Genomic DNA, 18721 nt, shown 5'->3' with positions numbered 1-18721 from the left:
TTAAACTGAATTTGTTACTCTGCAAAGAAATTTTATAAAATAAAGCGCAAAGCTAGTTTATCCTCATCAGGCGCGGGCTTTGTAACCCACGACGTCCTGAATTTCTTCGGCAAGTAATTCAATCGTGCTGGGTTTTGAAATCACTTTCACCACACCAAAAGCATTAAAATTGGGGAGATCGGCTTTTGCAAAGCCGGTAAGAATAACAATGTCCGCATGGTCTACGCCAAGCGCCTCATGAATGGCAAACAAGCATTTGGGCAGCTCCATCATGGGCATATTGAAGTCCAGAAAAATGTTTTCCGGTAAAGGGAAGAGCCGCTTTTTGATTTTCTCAGCAGCATCCTGGCAGTTATAAGAATGTTCACAAGTAGCTGTTGGATAAGCTAGTCCCAAGGCAAACTCGAAGATCTCATGATCATCCGGATCATCGTCTATCAGCAATATGTTGTTATTCATTTTAGTGTAATCCGTTCCACACACAGTTCCGGATTAACACAATAAAACAATTGTTCCCGCCAATTCTCTTATCGCCTGTATTTCATATCGATAACCGGCGGAGGCATTAATACCGGCCTGGAAATCATATTAAAGCGGTGCAGCTCAATTTTAGGAGGTTCTCTGTGGGAAACGTTTAACATTCTATCGAAAAAAAGCTTGAACTCCGTTCCGATTTTAAAAGCAGGCTTCGACACGGCGAGGCGGATTTTTCTGCTGAAAAAATCAGGCTGCTTTTCCCGGATATGGATCGGTAACTTTTCTATTTCCAGATCAAAAGGAATTACAATAGTGTACCGGACCGCTACTGCCTTTCCATTTTGCCGCGCCGGCGTCCACTGCGGCATATTTTGGACAAGCCGCACAGCTTCTTCATCAATCCCCCACCCCGGCCCGCTCACGATCACCGGACTGCTGATGTTTCCCTTTTCGTCCAAAAAAAATGAGACAGACGCCTGGCCTTCTACCTCCGCTTTAAGCGCCTCCGGCGGATATTGCATATGATGTGCGAGAAACTTGACAAGCTCCTTTGTCCCGCCTGGAAAACGCGGCCACCTCTCCAGCGTTAAACTACTTTCGGAAGTGTCATTCGTTTCGGCTGATTTTTTGGATGTTGTCTCAGACTTTGCAGTCTGGCTAATCCATCCCGGCTTGCCTTTCAGAACGATATCATAATTCTTTCCCGATTTCGTGACGCTCATTTCAACCGGCTCGAAATCCGGATGATTAATAACCATGATGCTGTTTTCAGGAACATCTTCTATTTCATAATAACCTTTAACATTTGTTACCGTGCCCAGTATTGACTCCTTGATAAAAACGGCCGCATTGGAAACGGGAATACCGTTAATGTCCTTAATCATGCCTTTGACCCTGAGAGTTTCTTTATGGAGACCAACATTTGCAGCCGCACCTTTGCCGAGCATTGCGAGAACAAGAACGCTTGCAACCATCACGTTCAATAACATTTGACCCTTGATCATATGAGACTCGTTCAGTTACTAAAATTATTTCCCATAAATAGTCCTTGGTTTGTCAGTCCCTTGGGAAGCAGGTAAATGATAGTTGTAAAATAGTAAATAACACCACATTTAACAACGTAAAATTTTTCTAAAAAATATCCATAAACATTTGTTCGTACGAAATATTTCCTACCTTTGGATGGCATCGTAGATGCAGTAACATTAACCTAGGAATAATGGCTATCGATTTTTCAGATCCGCATTATTTTCACCCATTGGCGAAAGCATTTTGCTGGACATTAATCCATTCGCTTTGGCAAGGGTTAATTGTTGCATTGCTCAGCGGAATTATTTTACTGCTTACCGCCAAATGCAGGCCTGCGCTTCGCTATAACCTGTTTGCCGCGTTACTTTTGGCTTTCGTCATCGTGAATGCTGCTACTTTCCTACTGGCTTATAAGAAAGAATTGGTCAATAACAGCCAGTCTTCCGCTGTGTCCGTTGCCATAGACCCTACATTGCTTAAAATCCATTTTAATGTAAAGCATACAGAAATCTCATTCATAAATAGAATCAGCCAATTTCTCGATCATTACCAAATGCAGATCATCGCGGTCTGGCTGATGTTTTTCCTTTTCAAATCTGCCCGGACGGTAACCGGCCTGCTTTACATAAATAAGATCAGGCATAGGAATGTGCGCGTTGCCGATGATGCCTGGAACTGGCAAGTGCGACAGCTGGCGGCCAAAATGGGTATTTATCAAAGAATTTTATTACTCGAATCCGGCCTTTTACAAACGCCTATATTACAAGGGATTTTCAGGCCGGTAATCATTGTTCCGCTCGGATTTCTGACCAGTTTGCCGCAGGATCAGGTGGAGGCGATTTTATTGCATGAGCTCGCCCATGTAAGGCGACATGACTATCTGGTCAACTTGCTGCAAAGCCTCGGAGAAAACCTCTATTTTTTCAATCCGGCATTCCTATGGCTTTCCGCTTTAATGAGGATGGAGCGCGAAAATTGTTGCGACGACCTGGTGATCGATATTACAAAAGAACGTAACACGCTGGTGCAGGCACTTGTATCATTTCATGCATCAAAACAGGCTGTTACAAGTCCCGGATTATCATTTATCGGGACAAATAATTACTTGCTGAACCGTATCAAAAGGATCATTTACAACACGAATAAACAACTAAATACCATGGAAAAATTTTCGATTTTGAGCAGCCTGATCGCCGTTGCATTCATTTCCGCGGCATATCTAACACCTGTAAAGCAGGTAAACACAAGTTCAATAGCTGTTATTCAGCCAAAACCTGCTAAGCAAGAAACGATAAGACCAACATTGGTCAAAGCGAAAATGAAAACTCCCGCTTCGGCCGAAAAGCCTGTTGCGATAGAGAAACACAAATCGCTAAGCGACTCATTGTCAGACATTAAATCACTGCTGGCTGAACTTAAAACTGCCATTGATACAAAGGATTTAAAAAAAGCAGACGCACTTCGTTATAAAGCCTACCTGGCGGTTTGGGAAGAAAAAAGCGACATTCATTCCAAAACTTTACAGACAAAATTGCTTGCAGACGCATTTGAAAAACGAAAAGAACAACTGGCAAAAAACACGATACTTGCCAATGTTCAGAATGATATGATAAGCTCGTCATCACAAACATTGGCAAAGCGGAGTGCTGAAATTGACGTTTTATATAAAGAAATGGAAGCACTCGCGCTCGAAAATCACGGGAACAGAAAAGCCCGGGAAGTAGAAATGCAGGAAGACCTGATCGAGGACCTGCTTGCAGAGGGAATTATCACCACAAGAGAAAACCTTTCATACAAGCTTCATAATATGTTTTTGATCGTTAATGGTGTAGAACAACCGGAATCATTGCATCAAAAATTGAAGGCAAAATACCTCGAACGCTCATGGACCGAATGGGTTTACAACTGGGACGGTGCCACGGGGCTTCGTTATACGGGTGTGCGTTATAATGGCTGAAAATTTTCCCACACGCGCAACGCTTCTCTCTACGTTCTGTGTCTCTGTAATTGACCCGATCATTATGGTAGCGAATTCCTTAATTTATCGGTAACTTTTACGAGTCAAATTAAGATTTTAGATTGAGTGGTATGAGAGTAGTTGTCCTGTGCATCCTTTGTCTGTTTTTCGTTGTTTCCTGTAACCAAGTCAATCAGTTAGAGCCGGTTGAGCCAGATCCTGTGCCTACAAAGGTGATCGCACAGGTAAAGCAATGGTATCCGGATGCAGAGAATTTAGTATTTAAACCTTTGCTCGAAAAACTGGTTTGGGAGGTAAAATTTGATCAGGGAACAGACAAATATTTAACGCTTGCTGACAGCACTAAGATCTGGGAAACGTATCGATACAAATCGGAGGTTGCCCCGCCCAAACTACTTGAATTACTGGGTAAAAGTGCGTTGAAAGGAGGAACGTTTAGTGCCAACCGGGAAGCAATAGGATTTGACATGCCAAATCATCGGAACAGGCTGATATACAATTTGTATGGCACTGATTATCTTTTTGACTGGCTTTATCTTGATGGCCGGATTGCGGGTGCGGCGTTTGATACAAGGCTCTATTCATTTCTTTTGAATGATTTTAGTTTGCTGCCTCAAAAAGTGCAAGCCTTTGTCAACGCCGATCCGAATATCAAATTTGAGGGTACCGAGGTCAAATTGCTCTTAAATTATGAAAAGTTTTACGAGGTGATGGTGAGCTTCGATAAAGCGGGCGTGAAAACGTATGCCTATCTTTATTTTAATGAAGCCGGGGATTTAAGATGGTTCAGCAGAGGGTTCAATGAGCCGGAAAACCTCTATGGGCCGCCGAATTTTGACAAGTTGCCAGATGCTATTCAGCAATATCTTGACGCTTCGCAGGAGTTGGCCAGTTTCTCAACCCAGCACATTGCCAGTATGCAATGGATGGGAGAATACAGAGGTTTTAAATGCTATACTATCCGATATCTTAATAATACGACGTTCGATTCCTGCGATCTGCAATTTGACGCTGAGGGCAATTTGGTCAACAAATCATTTTTTCTTTATTACCAGTAAACGATTCATTTATTTCAAATATCTAAACTAACGCGTTCAAGTTCCGGACTTTATGAAGTTTTTTCTCTCAAAAAAATTCAGTAATCTGGCCTCTTTGGTGAAAGCTTGTCAAAAGCAGGACCCAAGTGCGCAGACTGCATTCTATGAGCGATACAAAGGACGGTTAACCGGTGTTTGCCAGCGTTATGCACGGACAAGAATGGAGGCGGAGGATATTTTTCAGGAGGCATTTATTAAAATTTTTAACAACATTCAGGATTTGAAAGACCCGGATTCGGTGGATAGCTGGGTTAAAGTAACGGTCGTCAGGACGGCGATTAATTACTATCATCGGACCACAAAGCAACAAGATCTCAATGGTTCGATAGATAATATGGATATTCAGCTGGAATCGGACGATTACGGAAAAATAATTGATCAGTTGAATGTGACAGATTTGTTGGCGATCATCAACGAGCTGCCAGACAAATACAGGACTATTATTAACCTGCACCTGATTGACGGCTATACACATGCTGAAATTGGCGAATTGCTCTCCATACCTGACGCGACCTCGCGCTCGCAGTTTATGAGAGGACGAAATTTGCTTTTAAAAAAATTAGAACTTAAAGGGATCGTGCATCATGAAAACTTCTGAGGATAAACTCAATGAGGCATTGCGGGCAGCCCTTAAACGCAAATTTGATAATTTTGAAGACGTACCAAACCCGTCTGCATTTCAAAAAATACGCGCAAATCTCAAACCTGGCCCGCAATGGAAATATCTGTTTTTCACGTTGATATTTGTAAGTGTAGCCATTATTGGCATAGTTGCTGACCAACATTTCAGGAAAGATGACATTGCAAAAAAAGCAGTTCCACTAGAAGCAGCTGAAGCGGCGGATACAAAAATGAATGTTGCCGAAATGAAATCAGGAACAAAAACAACCGCCGCTAAACTGGCATTAAATTCTAAAAACCTGACGAGCAGGGACATTAAGCCAACGGCAATATTGGATGAAAATACGACGGCTCGGAAGGCCACATTGCACGCATTTTCGGAAAATAGTAAAAGCAGTTCGTCAGCCGTTTCAAATGCTGAGCCTGAAAGCACTTTCGTAAACCCTCAACTATCAGAAAAAACGCAATTTTCGACCTTAAAGAAAGATGTTAATTCGATACCAGGTGAGCGCTACGACGAATTACTGTCAAATTCACCCACAAGTTCAGTTGATGATAGAGCACTCAACTTTGACATGAGCAAAATTGATAATCAAACCGTTACATTAACGTCAATCAATCCCGGCAAACCTGATATTAATGTTCCTGAGACTGATATCAAACCTATTGTAAAGCATGGCAATGGCAACTTCAATTGGCTTATCAACGCGGCCGTTTTACAATCTTACCAGATTTTGACGGTGCCATCCGGGGCGCAAAGTTTTCAGAATTTTGAGTTTCCTTCTACATTTTCTTTAAGATCCCTGGGATATAAATTAAGTGTGGGTGTAGAGAAAAAAGGCTTTCAATTTATGCTGCATTTCAGCCGCTTTCAGCAATCATATTCTTACGAAATTGCTGGTAATGACTACGTTGTGCAAACTTTTGATAAAGATCATTTCAAGGTGATACGCCAGGGAACAAGGGTTAGCCAGGATAACAATTTCCGTCTCATAGGAGTTGGGGTCAATAAGCAGGTAAGCTGGGGAAATGCTACGGTGGGCAAATATTATGCTTCCGCAGGTCTGGAATATTCGTATGGGATGATACGAAAACAAAGCATTGGATGGGTTAATGCGGGCATTGGAAAACAATTCCCGATCAGCAGAAACTCATCTCTGCATATCGGACCTTATGCAGAATTCAGTCCTGTCAAGTTTTCCGGCTCCGGCGATCCATTTTATTACCAGCCTTACCGGGTTGGTATTTCAGCAGGTTTGAGGCTGAACAAATAAGTTATCAGTTCAAATTTTATCTGAAATTGCGGCCATTCGGGAAAATTTCCGTTTGTACGTCCCTGCGAACCTGCGTCTTCTTATTAACTGCCATCGTTGCGTACTCGTCCTTTTCATCTGCGCGCGAAAGGGTTAGTATGTCCGGGTTTTCCTCTTCGGTTGCAGTTAATTTTTTCAACAACACCGATAGATCGTAGCATTTCTGAACAATTACGTGGGTAACCTCCCCTTCGCGCTGCAATTTTCCTTCCACCATCAACAACCTGGCGTACAGAATTTCTTTTCGGTATTTTTCAAAAAGTTTTTGAAATACAACCAGATTAGCGAAACCGGTTTCGTCTTCGATGGTGATAAAACAAACGCCACCGGCAGTTCCCGGGCGCTGCCTTACGAGCACCAGCCCAGCTACTTTAACCATTCTGGTGTTTCCGATCAGATCAAGTTTTTGAGTTGAAAAAACATTAAGCAAATCCAATTTTTCCCTGACAAAACTTACCGGATGCGCCTTTAATGATAAAGAAGTAGAAGCATAATCCTGAACGACATGCTCAGAAGCGCTCATATGCGGCAATTCCACAGGTGCTTCCAACGCACTTTCGGATGGCTGTCCCTCAAATAAACCGATCGGCCTGTCACTCATTGCCGATACTTCCCAAAGTGCCTGCCGACGGTCTAACCCGATAGACCGGAAAGCATCTGCATCCGCCAGTTTTTCCAGGGCAGCCTGTGAAACTCCTGCGTCGCGTAATGTATGAATGTTGGTAAATGGTTTTGTCCGGGCCGCAATCAATGCTTGGATATCTTCTTCCCGCATGCCCTTAATCTGCCTGAAACCCAGCCTGATCGGGCAATATTCTCCTGTTTTTACTTCCAAAAGATTGTCCCAATCTGAATGGTTGATATCGATTGGCCTCACTTCAACATCATGTTTCCTGGCATCGATAATGATTTGCGCGGGCTGATAAAAACCCATCGGCATGCTGTTCAGCAATGCCGTTGCAAAAACATCGGGATAAACGCATTTCAGATAACATGAAACGTAAACCAGCAATGCAAAGCTGGCAGCGTGGCTTTCGGGAAAACCATAACTTCCAAAGCCTTCCAGCTGCCTGAAAACACGTTGGGCAAATTCCGTTGTATACCCACGCGCTGTCATACCTTCCACAAGCTTTTTCTCAAATCTCGTGACCATTCCTTTCACCTTAAAAGTAGCCATGCTTCGTCGCAACTCGTCCGCTTCCGCCGGTGTAAAACCAGCCGCCACAATTGCTATTTTCATGGCCTGTTCCTGGAACAACGGCACGCCTAATGTTTTCCCCAAAATGGCTTCCAGCTCTTTGGAAGGGTAACTCTCCTCTTCTTCTTTATTTCTACGACGCAGATAGGGATGCACCATATCCCCCTGAATTGGGCCGGGGCGTACGATGGCGACTTCAATTACCAAATCATAAAAGCACCGGGGTTTCAACCTGGGCAACATGGACTGCTGAGCCCGGCTTTCGATCTGAAAAACACCAATTGTATCCGCAGCACAGATCATATCATAAACATCCTCCCGATTTTGCGGGACATTAGCTAGCGTATAATCTTTGTTATAATGTTTTTTGGCCAGATCAAACGCTTTCCGGATACAGGTCAGCATTCCCAAAGCCAGCACATCTATTTTCAGAAAACCCAGTGTATCAATGTCATCCTTATTCCATTCAATGCAGGTCCGGTCCACCATACGAGCATTCATAATCGGGCATAAATTCGACAATTTACCCTGTGTGATAACAAAACCTCCCGTATGCTGTCCCAGCTGTCTCGGAAATCCGATGTATTGTTTGGTCAGATCCAGGATCTTGATCAAATGCGGATCATTGGGGTTAAAGCCCTGTTCAGCAACACGTTTGCCTTCAAACCACTCATCGGTAAATTCCCATATCGAATTTGCAAGCCGGTTTATAGCATCTACCGACATTCCCATGGCCTTGGCCACATCACGGATCGCGCCGCGTTGATGCATTTGCGTTACTGTGGCCACAATCCCTGCTCTGTCACGGCCATATTTTTGATAGATATACTGGATCACTTCTTCCCTTCTCTCGTGCTCAAAATCCACATCAATATCCGGTGGCTCATTCCTTGCGGAAGAAATAAACCGTTCGAAAAGCAAGTCTATTTCCATCGGATCCACAGAAGTGATGCCCAAACAATAACATACAGTTGAATTAGCCGCAGAACCACGGCCCTGACATAGAATTTTTTGTTCTTTGGCAAAACGAACAATGTCATAAACTGTGAGGAAATAAGGAGCGTACTCCATTTCCTCAATAAATTTCATTTCATATTCAATGGCCGCTCCGACTTTTTCTGGTATGCCATTCGGAAATCGCTCCTGCGCTCCTTTCCAGGTCAAACTTTTTAGTTCTTCCAAAGGCGAATGTCCGCTATTTGTAATCTCCTCAGGATAAACGTATTTCAGTTCATCCAGCGAAAACTGACATGCGTTGGCAATCTCCTCCGTGCGCTTGATCGCATCAGGATATTGCTTGAAAAGGCGGCGCATTTCATCTATTTCTTTTAAAAATCTTTCTCCATTCTGATAAAGGCGAAAACCGGCATTATAAATGGTGCATTTTTCCCGGATGCAAGTAAGGATATCCTGCAATTCCCTGCGAATAGGATTATGATAATATACGTCATTGGTTGCCACCATTGGAATGTCCATCTGGTCGGCAAGCTGCGAAATACGATGCAATTTTTTTGTGTCATCGCCCTGGTAAGAACGGGCAGCAGCAATGTAAAGATCGTTTCCAAAAGCCTTTTTATATTCCTTTAATGTGCGTTTAAATTCAGGTTCAAAATCAAAATGGGCATTCAAAGCTGCAGGAGGAACTACAATGAACTTGATTCCGCCGGCATAGCGAAAAACATCCGCTTTGTACAAATGACATTCTCCTTTTTCCGCTCTTAAATTGCCTTCGGTTAGCAAAGAAGAAAGCTGAGAATAGGCCTGTTGCGTAGTCGGATAAGCCAACAAACTCGGTCCGTTCAGCAAATCCAGGCGACAGGCAGGAATGATACGAATGTCCTTTCCTTTTGCGGCTGCATGACCGCGCACAATGCCGGCAAGTGTATTCCGGTCAGTTATCGCAATTTTTTTGTATTCATAAATTAAAGCTTGCTGCACCAATTCTTCCGGGTGCGATCCGCCCCGAAGGAAGCTAAAATTGGTCGTAACCTGCAATTCGGTGTAGCTCATTTTAATTACCTAGGAAAAAAAACCGTGAATAAACCATTCTGAATCCTCATTATCATAATGTCCAAGCCTAAAAATCCAGTAACGCACACCAGACTGATCTTCAACACAATAGTAATCCCGGTGCATACCCTGGTCGAGCCACCATTCCCTTTCAATTCGTTCCGGGCCGTCTGCTTTTATAATATTATGTACGTAATCGTTGAGCCTGAACAACATAGGCGGATAATCCGGGACGGGTGCGGACACTTCTATCGGCAATGGATCGGGTAACAAATAAATCGGCCTCGGACGGTCTGTTCGCCAGGCAGTTTGCGGTTTATCCTGCAATGACTGGGTAAGTTTAATGGATCTCTCGGGCCAATAATGTTCGTCCGGCACATACCGGCGGATCGTTTTAATTCCAGCCTTACCCGCTAGTCTGTCCAGCAACTCTATCAGGTTTACATTATCCGCGCCGGCATTTGTATTCCAAAGCTTCTCCTGGACTTCATTAACATCTTCTGTAACAGGCGCTTCCAGCAAGAATAACTCAATGCCCAGAGCCGGCTCGATCGTTGCTATTTTGAGTTCAAAAAGCTTGAAAAGGTGCCCTACATGAAATGATCCCCTATTTGTCACAATGTCGATCTGCACAATTTTCCCGTCTACCCGAAATCCTTTGAAAACTGCGGTCCGCAAACCTTTCCCTTCTTTCACCAAACGGTGGCACAATGCTTCCAACAGCCTCCTTAATGCGATCTGGATACCGGTTGCTGTTACAATCGGCTCCATACAAGGCAGCCGCTCCTGGTATGGCACCGCAGGTTTTACTGATTCAATAACCTCAATAGCATGCCCGAACGCCTGGTCTACCCGATCCAGAAGCTGCTGCCCAAAACGCCTTCTCAGCACAGAACGCGGCATATTAATGAAGTTCCGGATCTGGTAGAAACCTAATTTTTGCATTCGCTCAACCACTACATTTTCAAGACGTAAGGCAGCCGGCGGCAAGGGTAATAATGCTTCGGAAACACGATTGGCTTGTACAATACGCTTGTCATGCCCAAAATGGGCAACTGCCCAGGCGCCGCCAACAGTATCTGCAATGGCAGCGCTTACGTGGTAACCCTTTTGTCTGAGCCGGATGACTATGTCTTTCAGATAGGCACGTTCCCCGCCCCAAAGATGGGCACAACCTGTAATGTCGAGCATCAGGCCATCGGGTATGTCGATTGCAACAACAGGCGTGTAACGTATACACCATTCCGCTAATTCAGTCAGCAGTTCAGTTGCTTTACCCGGGTGATCGTCTATCACTTCCAATGAAGGGAAAAGTGCTCTGGCATCAGCTGCAACCATTCCGATTTCAATTCCATTCTCTATCGCCTTCGCACTTGCTGCTTTAACAACCATTCTTCCACGCTCAGGAGCAGCCAAAACAAACGGCTCACCAGCCAGCTCAGCACGTTCTGTCACAACCCAGTCTGTGATTAAATGTCGGAACCATATGTTGGCGAAGCGCTGTGACATACTAAACTATTATTTACATAATGTTCTGTTAATCAATAATTTATATTTTATATGATATTTAAGGTATCTTTAATTTGGTCACAATGATATCAAATCTCTTGTTTAGTAGCAAGGATTTTCTTTACTTTGTTTTAGTTATCAAAATCAATTTTACACACTAAAAAGCATTATTATGAAAGCAGTAAATCAACCATCGCTTTTTGAAGGAATCAGAAAAACAGATGATCAGGGAAATGAATTTTGGAGTGCCAGGGATCTTGCAAAAATCCTAGAATATACGGAGTACAGATATTTTAAGGCGGTAATTGAAAGAGCTAAGGAAGCGTGCAAAAACAGCGATTCCAGCGTTTCAGATCATTTCGGGGATTTGCACGAAATGATCAAGTTGGGAAAAGGCGCAAAACGGAAAAGTGATAATGTAAAGCTATCCCGTTATGCTTGCTACCTGATTGTCCAAAATGCGGATCCGGCTAAGGAAGTTGTCGCATTAGGGCAAACTTATTTCGCCGTCCAAACGCGTTTGCAGGAATTGAGGCAATCGGAGGAGTATAATAACCTTCCCGGAGAAAATGAAAAGCGGATTTTTTTACGTAGCGAAGTTACCAGACACAATTTACTTCTGGCGGATTCCGCCAGGGTTGCAGGAGTAGTCGAGCCAATTGATTACGCTGTTTTCCAAAATCATGGCTATATGGGTTTATATGGCGGGCTTGACGCGAAAGCCATACATGAAAAGAAAGAACTGAAAAAGAGCCAACATATATTAGACCACATGGGCAGCTCTGAACTTGCAGCCAACTTATTTAGAACTACACAAACTGACGATAAGCTAAGACGTGAAAATATCACCGGCAAACAGAGAGCTAATAAAACCCACTTTGAGGTTGGCCAAAAAGTGCGCCAAACCATTCAGGAACTTGGAGGAACTATGCCGGAAGAATTACCAAGCGTAGCAAGTGTAAAAAAACTGGTAAAAGAAAACGATACCAGGCCAATAAGAAAGAAATAGAGAAGGATGAGAAATGGAGCAATTTAAGTTATTTGACGACCGGGAACATTTGCTGCTTCCGGAACATCTGATGGAATATGTGCCGGGCTTCTTTACGAAAATGGAAAGTGAGCGGTATTTGAAAACATTTCTGGAAACCGTTTCCTGGCAACAAACCAAAATTACGATCTATGATAAAGAGATGCTGACTCCCAGACTATGTGCCTGGTTTGGCGATCGCCCCATTCGGCAGGATGATATGCGACCACCTATTCCATGGACGGAAGAACTGCTGGAAATCAAATCAAAAGTCGAAAACCATACCGGGATCCGTTTCAACGGAGTGCTGCTAAATTATTACCGGGATGGCAATGATTCGGTCGCCTGGCATAGCGACAAGGATACAATTGTCGGCCTTAAAACAGAAATTGCTTCTGTTAGTTTCGGACAGCCACGAAATTTTGATTTTAGAAATAAAGAAAACCATAAACAACAATATTCTTTGGAATTGGGCAACGGCTCTTTGCTGCTGATGAAAGGTGACTTACAAAAATATTGGGAGCATCGGATTGCCAAATCGTCCAAAACAATGAAGGCGAGGATCAATCTCACATTCAGGAAAGTAGCGTAGAAAATTGAACCAGGATAAAACAATAAAGCTCCAACACCGCGTAAAACAGTTTTGGAGCTTTATTTTAATCATATAATAACCTATTTCTGAGAATCCAACACCTCGTCGAGGTTTTCGAATGCCATAAGGAAACCTTCTTTGAATCCCATTTCAAGGTGTTTTTCAAGATCTGAAAGCTCGTTGAATGTCAACACAACGTCTACGATCGTGCTACTACTGTTTTCTTTGAAAGACGTGAGCCATTGCGAACCAGGCAGAAAATCACTGGGCTGGCCATTTTCATCGCAGAAAAGATCAAGCGCGGAATATGATTTCTGCGCTGTAATTGATTTGTAATCCATGCGCGCCCAATGCTCCTCACCTTCCGGGCCGACCATTGCATACAACCAGTGCCCGCCTTCGCGGAAATCCATTTCTTTGGTCCTGGCTTTCCATGGCTTGGGTGCCCACCATTGTTCCAGCAATTCTTTTTGCGTCCATGCTGCCCACACTTTGGCTACCGAAGCAGCAAATTCCCGTTCAACATAGATCTTTTTATTTTCCTTATCTACTGTGAAATTCAACAAAAGGTTAGTCTTCATAATCATTTGGTTTTAAGTTAAATAATACTTGGTCTAATTGATTGAACCGGTCTTCCCAAAGCTTCTTAAACTGTTCCAGCCACTGATCCACTTCCTTCATTTGCTTTGCATTGAAGTGATAATAAATTTCCCTGCCAGACAACTCCTGTCTTATCAGCTGGCACTCGGTCAATATTTTTATATGTTTTGAAACGGCCTGTCTGCTCGTATCAAAATGCTCCGCCAAAGCATTGGGCGTCATCGCCTGTAACGCGATCATGCTCAATATCGCCCTGCGGGTAGGATCCGCAATGGCCTGAAAAACGTCTCTCCTAAATTCTTTCGGCATAACTTTCTATACTTAACGCGCAACGTTATAATTGCAAATATAAGCGCAACTTTAAAGTTGCACAAGAATTTTTATTAAAAAGTTGCGTAAGCAAATACTTACATATACATTTGTGTAAGCAAACACTTACGTATTATGTCAATCGAAGCAAGAAGAGATGTTTTTCAGGCAATAGCGGATCCGACGCGGCGGCAGATCATTAGTTTGATTGCGAATAAGTCCATGAACCTCAATAGCATTGCCGATAATTTTAATATAAGCAGGCCAGCTATTTCTCAGCACATTAAAATTCTTACAGAATGCGGAATGGTGGTCGTTCGACAGGAAGGGCGGGAAAGATTTTGCGAGGCGAAACTGGACGGACTGAGCGAAGTTTCTAACTGGGTGGATCAGTACAAACAATTCTGGAATGAGAAATTTGATTCCCTGGGAAGTTATTTGGAGAGAATACAGGCTGATAATCAATCAAATGAAGAACCAAACGCGGATTAATCAAATAACAATAACATGGAACAGCAAACACAAAAAAGAGGAGGTTTGAAAATTGTAAGGGAGTTTAAAGCGCCCAAAACGCTTGTTTTCGACGCATTTGCATCACCCGAAGCATTCGGCGAATGGTGGGGACCGGCTGGAAGCCAGCTTTCCGTACAGCATTTCGACTTTCGCGCCGGAGGCAGCACGCACTATAAAATGGAAGGAAACGGCCACGAAATGTGGGGATTGTTTCAATACAAAAACATCCGGCGCGCCGATCTGCTTGAATTCGTGAATTCTTTTGCGGACGCGGAAGGGAACATTATAACCTCCCCATTTCCAATGGATTTCCCCTTGGAAGTCTTCAATCAGATCACACTGGAAGAAAAAAACGGGATAACAACATTGACAATTCAGGGCCATCCGGTTAACGCAACGCCAGCGCAGGAGGAAACCTATTTTTCCATCATGGAAAATATGCAGCAAGGTTTCAGCGGAACATTTGATAAGCTGGATGCTTATCTGGAAAAAGTGCAGGGCTAGTATTTATTCAAACAAAAATGACGAACTACTCGAGCAGGCCGTCATTTTTGTTTTAAAAATTCCTTAGGGATCGGGTTTCGTTCCAGAAAAATTTTCATTTCCTGCGCTTTTCTGCTGAGCGGCTTCGCATTTTCAGAACCACTTTCACTCATCCTGATTCTTTCTTTTAACCTCCCCCGCTTAGGCTCACTTTCCTTCGCAATTATGACATCTTTCATAATATTTCTCCTTGTGTATATATCAAAATTAACCATTATTTTAAGTTAATCAAGAAAGCATCATAGTTAGATCCAACTTGAAATTTTTCCCATTCCCCTTTCCAACCGTAAGGCCAGGTTCCTGATATTTCATTATTCTCATTTTTTACAGCGCGAAAGCCATAAACATTGTAAACCGCATTAAGTTCACTGAGATTTCTGCTTATTCCCATTTGATATTTTCTGGTTCTTACAGCATACTTGCCGGGCAGTGTTCTGCCGCTGGCTGCTATACTAGCGCTAAGATTAGATTCCAGAAACGACATCACAGCAGTAGCGACTGTACCGAGGATTTTATCCATATCTCCGTTTCGAAGCTCCACACTATCTTCAATTGCAAATAAAGATGTGTCCCATAAACCAAAAGCAAGATTGTAAAAATTATGGCTAAGTTGCTCGAAGCTTATCCTCATTTCAAAGCGACCATTTTTGCCTTCACTGAAAAACCTAAACTCCGTTTTTCCGACTAGCTCGGTCGTATAGCATTTAATGTTCATATAAAAGAAAGTGTGTGTTTTGAATGCCCAAAGATATTAAAATCTTCACTAGGCAAACCATTTAAAACCCATACTCCACCCCTTCCGGCAATGCTTCCACTGCCACCTTCATCCATTTACCCTTAATTTTGATCACCACTATGTCGCGGTCCTTATCGTAAAAAATGGTTCCGTCTCCGCCGCTTTTCAGTTCGTTATAATTTACATATTTGGCGTCTTGTTCTGCATTTTGCTCGTCATCTCCCGCTGGTTTGGTTAATGAGATGTCTTCTTTTCCAATACGACCCAATGTTAACGCATTGGTTAGCTTCAATGAACCGTAGAAAACGGCTTTGTCCCGCCCGAACATGAAGGAATGCTGCTTAACATCCGAGCCGATTTTGAACCAGTTATAAGCTGCTTCGTCATGGTTGTAAACGGTTGAATAATAGTATAGCTCAGCAACTGGCCGCTCCATTTCAATGTGCTTGTTTACCAGCATCGTGATGCGCGATTTATCGTCTTTGGCGTAACCCTCAAAACCATGATATCCCCAGCGCTTCTTATTTCTTTCTTCGGCATTCCCCCGCACCTGAATCATATAAGGTGTGCTCAAAATGCCATTTATTGTCGTATACATGGGTGTTTTGGCCGGCACAAATCCGAAACTGTATCCCCGCTCTTTCCATCGGTCCACGTTGTATCAATGTCTGATTGCATTTCAATCCGCTTTTGTGCAGATGTTTCGCTTCCGTTTTGCAAATTATAATATTTGACAAAAGAAGAATCGCGCCCCTGCTGGGCCAGTGCTGCATTTGAAATAATTAAGAGAAAGAAAGGGCAGAAAAATTTCATAAACGGGTCACGTAAAGTTGGTGGAGTCTGGAAACCAAATATAACCGCTCCCTGCGTCACCTATAAAAAATTTAAGAAATACTTGCGCAACCGATTAATTGCACATATATTTGCAACCAATCAGTAGCAAATTGAATTTGAACAATGAGAAGAGATGTTTTCCAGGCCATAGCAGATCCTACGCGCAGGGCCATACTTACATTAATTGCATTGCAGGCCATGACACCGAATGCACTGGCCGAACACTTTGACACAAGCAGGCAAGCGGTTTCAAAACACATTAAAATATTGACCGAATGCCAACTGGTCAGCCAGGAGCAACAAGGAAGGGAAATTTATTATCACTTTAACCCCCAGAAAATGAAAGAGGTAGCCGATTGGTTAGCGCCATTCCAGAAAATGTGGGAAGAACGCTTTGACCGCTTAGACAATATTTTGGAAAAACTAAAAACACAGAAAGATGGCAAGTAAAAACGAAACCAAAATCACTGCCGAACCAGGCAAACAAGAGCTATTCATCGAGCGGGAATTTGAAGCTTCGCGGGAATTGGTATTCCGCGCATTCAGCGAACCGGAATTCCTCATGCAATGGATGGGGCCGAGTGATATGGACATGAAAATTGATAAGCTCGATAACCGTTCGGGTGGTTCATATCGCTTTGTACACACATTGCGTAATGGCGCGGGCGAATTTGGGTTTAATGGAGCAATTCACGAAGTTGCTGCTCCTGAACGGGTTATCCGCACTTTTGAATTTGAAGGGCTGCCCGAACGCGGACACGTTTCACTGGAATTTCTGACGCTGACTGAGCTGCCGGGCGATAGGACCAGATTGAGCATTCAGTCCATTTTCAAATCCGTGGACGATCGGGACGGCCTGGTGCAGTCAGGCATGGAGGTCGGGCTGAATGAAGGGTTCAAGAAGCTGGACGACCTGTTAATCAAACAATTCTAATAAAACTAAACCTTATTTAAAATGATCAAGCCACTTTATCCTTGCCTTTGGTACGACGGAAATGCAAAAGAAGCCGCCGATCACTATTGTTCAATTTTCAAAAGTTCAAAAATACTCGCTGAAAATCCGATGGTCGTGACCTTCGAGCTCAACGGTTTCAAGTTTATGGGATTGAACGGCGGTCCGCATTATAAATTTTCACCTGCCACTTCCTTCGTAGTCGAATGTGATACACAGGAAGAAATCGACTATTACTGGGAAAAGCTGGGCGAAGGCGGCTCGTATAACCAATGTGGATGGCTGGATGACAAATTCGGTATGTCGTGGCAGATCGTTCCGAGTGTCCTATCGAAACTAATGTCCGATCCGGAAAAGGCGCCACGGGTAATCGAAGCGTTTATGCAAATGAGTAAGTTCGATATCGCTGCGCTGGAAAATGCGTAAGGTTATTTGACAAAAAATAGCGCAAAAACATCGGCTAACATGTAAATTGCAGGACACAATCAGTCCTCGATTTCTAATATGTTGAAGTTTATCCTTCCTGCGCTATTTTCTATCTCATTTGCCTCAAAAGCACAATTGGTTTCCGATTCACTATTGATTGAGGGGCTTCACCGCGTTTTTGTTTATGATAAATCTGTGAAGATTACACCTGGCGCGAGCCTTGTTTTCGTCATGCATGGATCGGGTGGAGAACCGGTTGGATTTGCGCCGAGAGCTGCAAAATTACAAGCCAGGGCTGAGGCTGAGAATTTGGTCCTTGTTTATCCAGCCGGTTATAAGAAATACTGGAATGAATGCCGTAAAGCTTCAACAGCAATTGCAAATAAGGAAAATCTCAATGAGGAAGCATTTTTCTCAGCGATGATCGACTTTTTTTCTGATAAATATAAGATTAACAAAGCACACGTTTTTGCGACCGGATTCTCTGGTGGCGGGCATATGTCGTACAAACTGGCACTGACAATGCCTGGAAAAATCAAGGCAATTTCGGCCATTGTTGCCAACATGCCCACGGATGAAAATATGGACTGCGCGGCAATGAATGTTCCTTTACCAGTCATGATCACCAATGGAACGGCTGACGAAACCAATCCTTACAACGGCGGTGAAGTGAAAACGGCAGGCGTGACGCTTGGGACGGTTCGCGCTACAGATCAATCATTTCAATATTGGGCTAAACTGGACGGTTACAGCGGTGTGCCAGTCAAATCAATGATGCCGGATGGTGATAAAAACAACAGCGTCACCGTAGAAAAATACACGTATCAAAAGAAGGGGAAACCAGAAGTGACATTATTAAAAGTCATCAACGGAAAACATGAGTTCCTGACTGATTTTGACATTTTCGAAGAAACCTGGGCATTTTTCAAGAGGCAAATGGATAAGTAAATCTGGCCA

The 18721-nt window shown here is 43.3% G+C and carries 21 protein-coding genes; 12 read left to right on the top strand and 9 right to left on the bottom strand.

What is annotated here, in order from left to right:
• Positions 1-66: 66 nt before the first annotated feature.
• Both B5X68_RS11620 and B5X68_RS11615 read right to left on the bottom strand, forming a co-directional pair.
• Entirely contained in the window at positions 67-459 is a 393-nt protein-coding gene (locus tag B5X68_RS11620) for a response regulator (protein WP_082214834.1), read from the bottom strand.
• Between the two features lie 68 nt (positions 460-527).
• A complete protein-coding gene (locus B5X68_RS11615; protein WP_082214832.1) occupies positions 528-1481 on the bottom strand; it encodes a TonB family protein in 954 nt (317 codons plus the stop codon).
• Positions 1482-1696: 215 nt separating this feature from the next.
• On the opposite strand from B5X68_RS11615, the gene B5X68_RS11610 reads away from it, so the two are divergent.
• The 4 genes from B5X68_RS11610 to B5X68_RS11595 all read left to right on the top strand — a co-directional run bounded on the left by B5X68_RS11610 (position 1697) and on the right by B5X68_RS11595 (position 6476).
• The gene (locus tag B5X68_RS11610) at positions 1697-3463 is read left to right on the top strand and encodes a M56 family metallopeptidase (RefSeq protein WP_082214831.1); all 1767 of its coding nucleotides are present in this window, start codon (positions 1697-1699) and stop codon (positions 3461-3463) included.
• Positions 3464-3594: 131 nt separating this feature from the next.
• A complete protein-coding gene (locus tag B5X68_RS11605) occupies positions 3595-4542 on the top strand; it encodes a hypothetical protein (protein WP_082214830.1) in 948 nt (315 codons plus the stop codon).
• 52 nt (positions 4543-4594) lie between these two features.
• Positions 4595-5179, top strand: a complete 585-nt coding sequence (locus B5X68_RS11600) for an RNA polymerase sigma factor (protein ID WP_082214829.1) — start codon at positions 4595-4597, stop codon at positions 5177-5179.
• On the top strand, positions 5166-6476 hold the full coding sequence (locus tag B5X68_RS11595; protein WP_082214828.1) for a hypothetical protein: 1311 nt from the start codon (positions 5166-5168) through the stop codon (positions 6474-6476). The genes B5X68_RS11600 and B5X68_RS11595 overlap by 14 nt, the downstream gene beginning before the upstream one ends.
• Before the next feature lie 16 nt (positions 6477-6492).
• Here the strand turns inward: B5X68_RS11595 and B5X68_RS11590 are convergent, their stop codons facing one another.
• Together B5X68_RS11590 and B5X68_RS11585 are read right to left on the bottom strand one after the other, a co-directional pair.
• Complete coding sequence (locus B5X68_RS11590; RefSeq protein WP_082214827.1) at positions 6493-9723, bottom strand: error-prone DNA polymerase; 3231 nt, start codon at positions 9721-9723, stop codon at positions 6493-6495.
• Between the two features lie 9 nt (positions 9724-9732).
• A complete protein-coding gene (locus B5X68_RS11585) occupies positions 9733-11232 on the bottom strand; it encodes a Y-family DNA polymerase (RefSeq protein WP_082214825.1) in 1500 nt (499 codons plus the stop codon).
• Positions 11233-11404: 172 nt separating this feature from the next.
• Between B5X68_RS11585 and dinD the strand changes: the two genes are divergently transcribed.
• Together dinD and B5X68_RS11575 are read left to right on the top strand one after the other, a co-directional pair.
• On the top strand, positions 11405-12241 hold the full coding sequence (gene dinD, locus B5X68_RS11580) for a DNA damage-inducible protein D (RefSeq protein ID WP_170916633.1): 837 nt from the start codon (positions 11405-11407) through the stop codon (positions 12239-12241).
• A gap of 13 nt (positions 12242-12254) precedes the next feature.
• Positions 12255-12851 (top strand): alpha-ketoglutarate-dependent dioxygenase AlkB family protein, encoded by a 597-nt coding sequence (locus B5X68_RS11575; RefSeq protein ID WP_082214823.1) that lies wholly within the window; start codon positions 12255-12257, stop codon positions 12849-12851.
• Between the two features lie 80 nt (positions 12852-12931).
• Here B5X68_RS11575 and B5X68_RS11570 read toward each other — a convergent pair whose 3' ends face one another.
• Complete coding sequence (locus tag B5X68_RS11570; RefSeq protein WP_082215330.1) at positions 12932-13432, bottom strand: SRPBCC family protein; 501 nt, start codon at positions 13430-13432, stop codon at positions 12932-12934.
• Positions 13422-13760: an ArsR/SmtB family transcription factor gene (locus B5X68_RS11565; protein ID WP_082214822.1), complete on the bottom strand. Its 339-nt coding sequence runs from the start codon at positions 13758-13760 to the stop codon at positions 13422-13424. Before B5X68_RS11565 ends, B5X68_RS11570 begins: the two co-directional genes overlap by 11 nt.
• A 135-nt stretch (positions 13761-13895) precedes the next feature.
• Here B5X68_RS11565 and B5X68_RS11560 point away from each other — a divergent pair, with 135 nt between their 5' ends.
• Both B5X68_RS11560 and B5X68_RS11555 read left to right on the top strand, forming a co-directional pair.
• A complete protein-coding gene (locus B5X68_RS11560) occupies positions 13896-14252 on the top strand; it encodes an ArsR/SmtB family transcription factor (protein WP_082214821.1) in 357 nt (118 codons plus the stop codon).
• Positions 14253-14267: 15 nt separating this feature from the next.
• On the top strand, positions 14268-14777 hold the full coding sequence (locus B5X68_RS11555; RefSeq protein WP_082214820.1) for an SRPBCC family protein: 510 nt from the start codon (positions 14268-14270) through the stop codon (positions 14775-14777).
• 41 nt (positions 14778-14818) lie between these two features.
• Here B5X68_RS11555 and B5X68_RS28905 read toward each other — a convergent pair whose 3' ends face one another.
• From B5X68_RS28905 to B5X68_RS11545, 3 genes are all read right to left on the bottom strand, one after another.
• Positions 14819-14995: a hypothetical protein gene (locus tag B5X68_RS28905; protein ID WP_170916632.1), complete on the bottom strand. Its 177-nt coding sequence runs from the start codon at positions 14993-14995 to the stop codon at positions 14819-14821.
• Between the two features lie 35 nt (positions 14996-15030).
• Positions 15031-15531 (bottom strand): DUF6934 family protein, encoded by a 501-nt coding sequence (locus B5X68_RS11550; protein ID WP_082214819.1) that lies wholly within the window; start codon positions 15529-15531, stop codon positions 15031-15033.
• A 61-nt stretch (positions 15532-15592) separates the two neighbouring features.
• Positions 15593-16150, bottom strand: a complete 558-nt coding sequence (locus B5X68_RS11545; protein WP_229208373.1) for a hypothetical protein — start codon at positions 16148-16150, stop codon at positions 15593-15595.
• Between the two features lie 359 nt (positions 16151-16509).
• Between B5X68_RS11545 and B5X68_RS11540 the strand changes: the two genes are divergently transcribed.
• From B5X68_RS11540 to B5X68_RS11525, 4 genes are all read left to right on the top strand, one after another.
• Positions 16510-16836, top strand: a complete 327-nt coding sequence (locus tag B5X68_RS11540; protein ID WP_082214818.1) for an ArsR/SmtB family transcription factor — start codon at positions 16510-16512, stop codon at positions 16834-16836.
• Positions 16826-17320: an SRPBCC family protein gene (locus B5X68_RS11535; protein ID WP_082214817.1), complete on the top strand. Its 495-nt coding sequence runs from the start codon at positions 16826-16828 to the stop codon at positions 17318-17320. The genes B5X68_RS11540 and B5X68_RS11535 overlap by 11 nt, the downstream gene beginning before the upstream one ends.
• 21 nt (positions 17321-17341) lie before the next feature.
• Positions 17342-17764: a VOC family protein gene (locus B5X68_RS11530; RefSeq protein ID WP_082214816.1), complete on the top strand. Its 423-nt coding sequence runs from the start codon at positions 17342-17344 to the stop codon at positions 17762-17764.
• Between the two features lie 78 nt (positions 17765-17842).
• Complete coding sequence (locus B5X68_RS11525; RefSeq protein WP_082214815.1) at positions 17843-18712, top strand: CE1 family esterase; 870 nt, start codon at positions 17843-17845, stop codon at positions 18710-18712.
• Positions 18713-18721 lie beyond the last annotated feature (9 nt).

Origin of the sequence: Dyadobacter psychrophilus (assembly GCF_900167945.1) — a bacterium.
Lineage (GTDB): Bacteria > Bacteroidota > Bacteroidia > Cytophagales > Spirosomataceae > Dyadobacter > Dyadobacter psychrophilus.
Note: the sequence above shows the minus strand (reverse complement) of the source record. Positions and strands in the feature narration are given on the sequence as shown.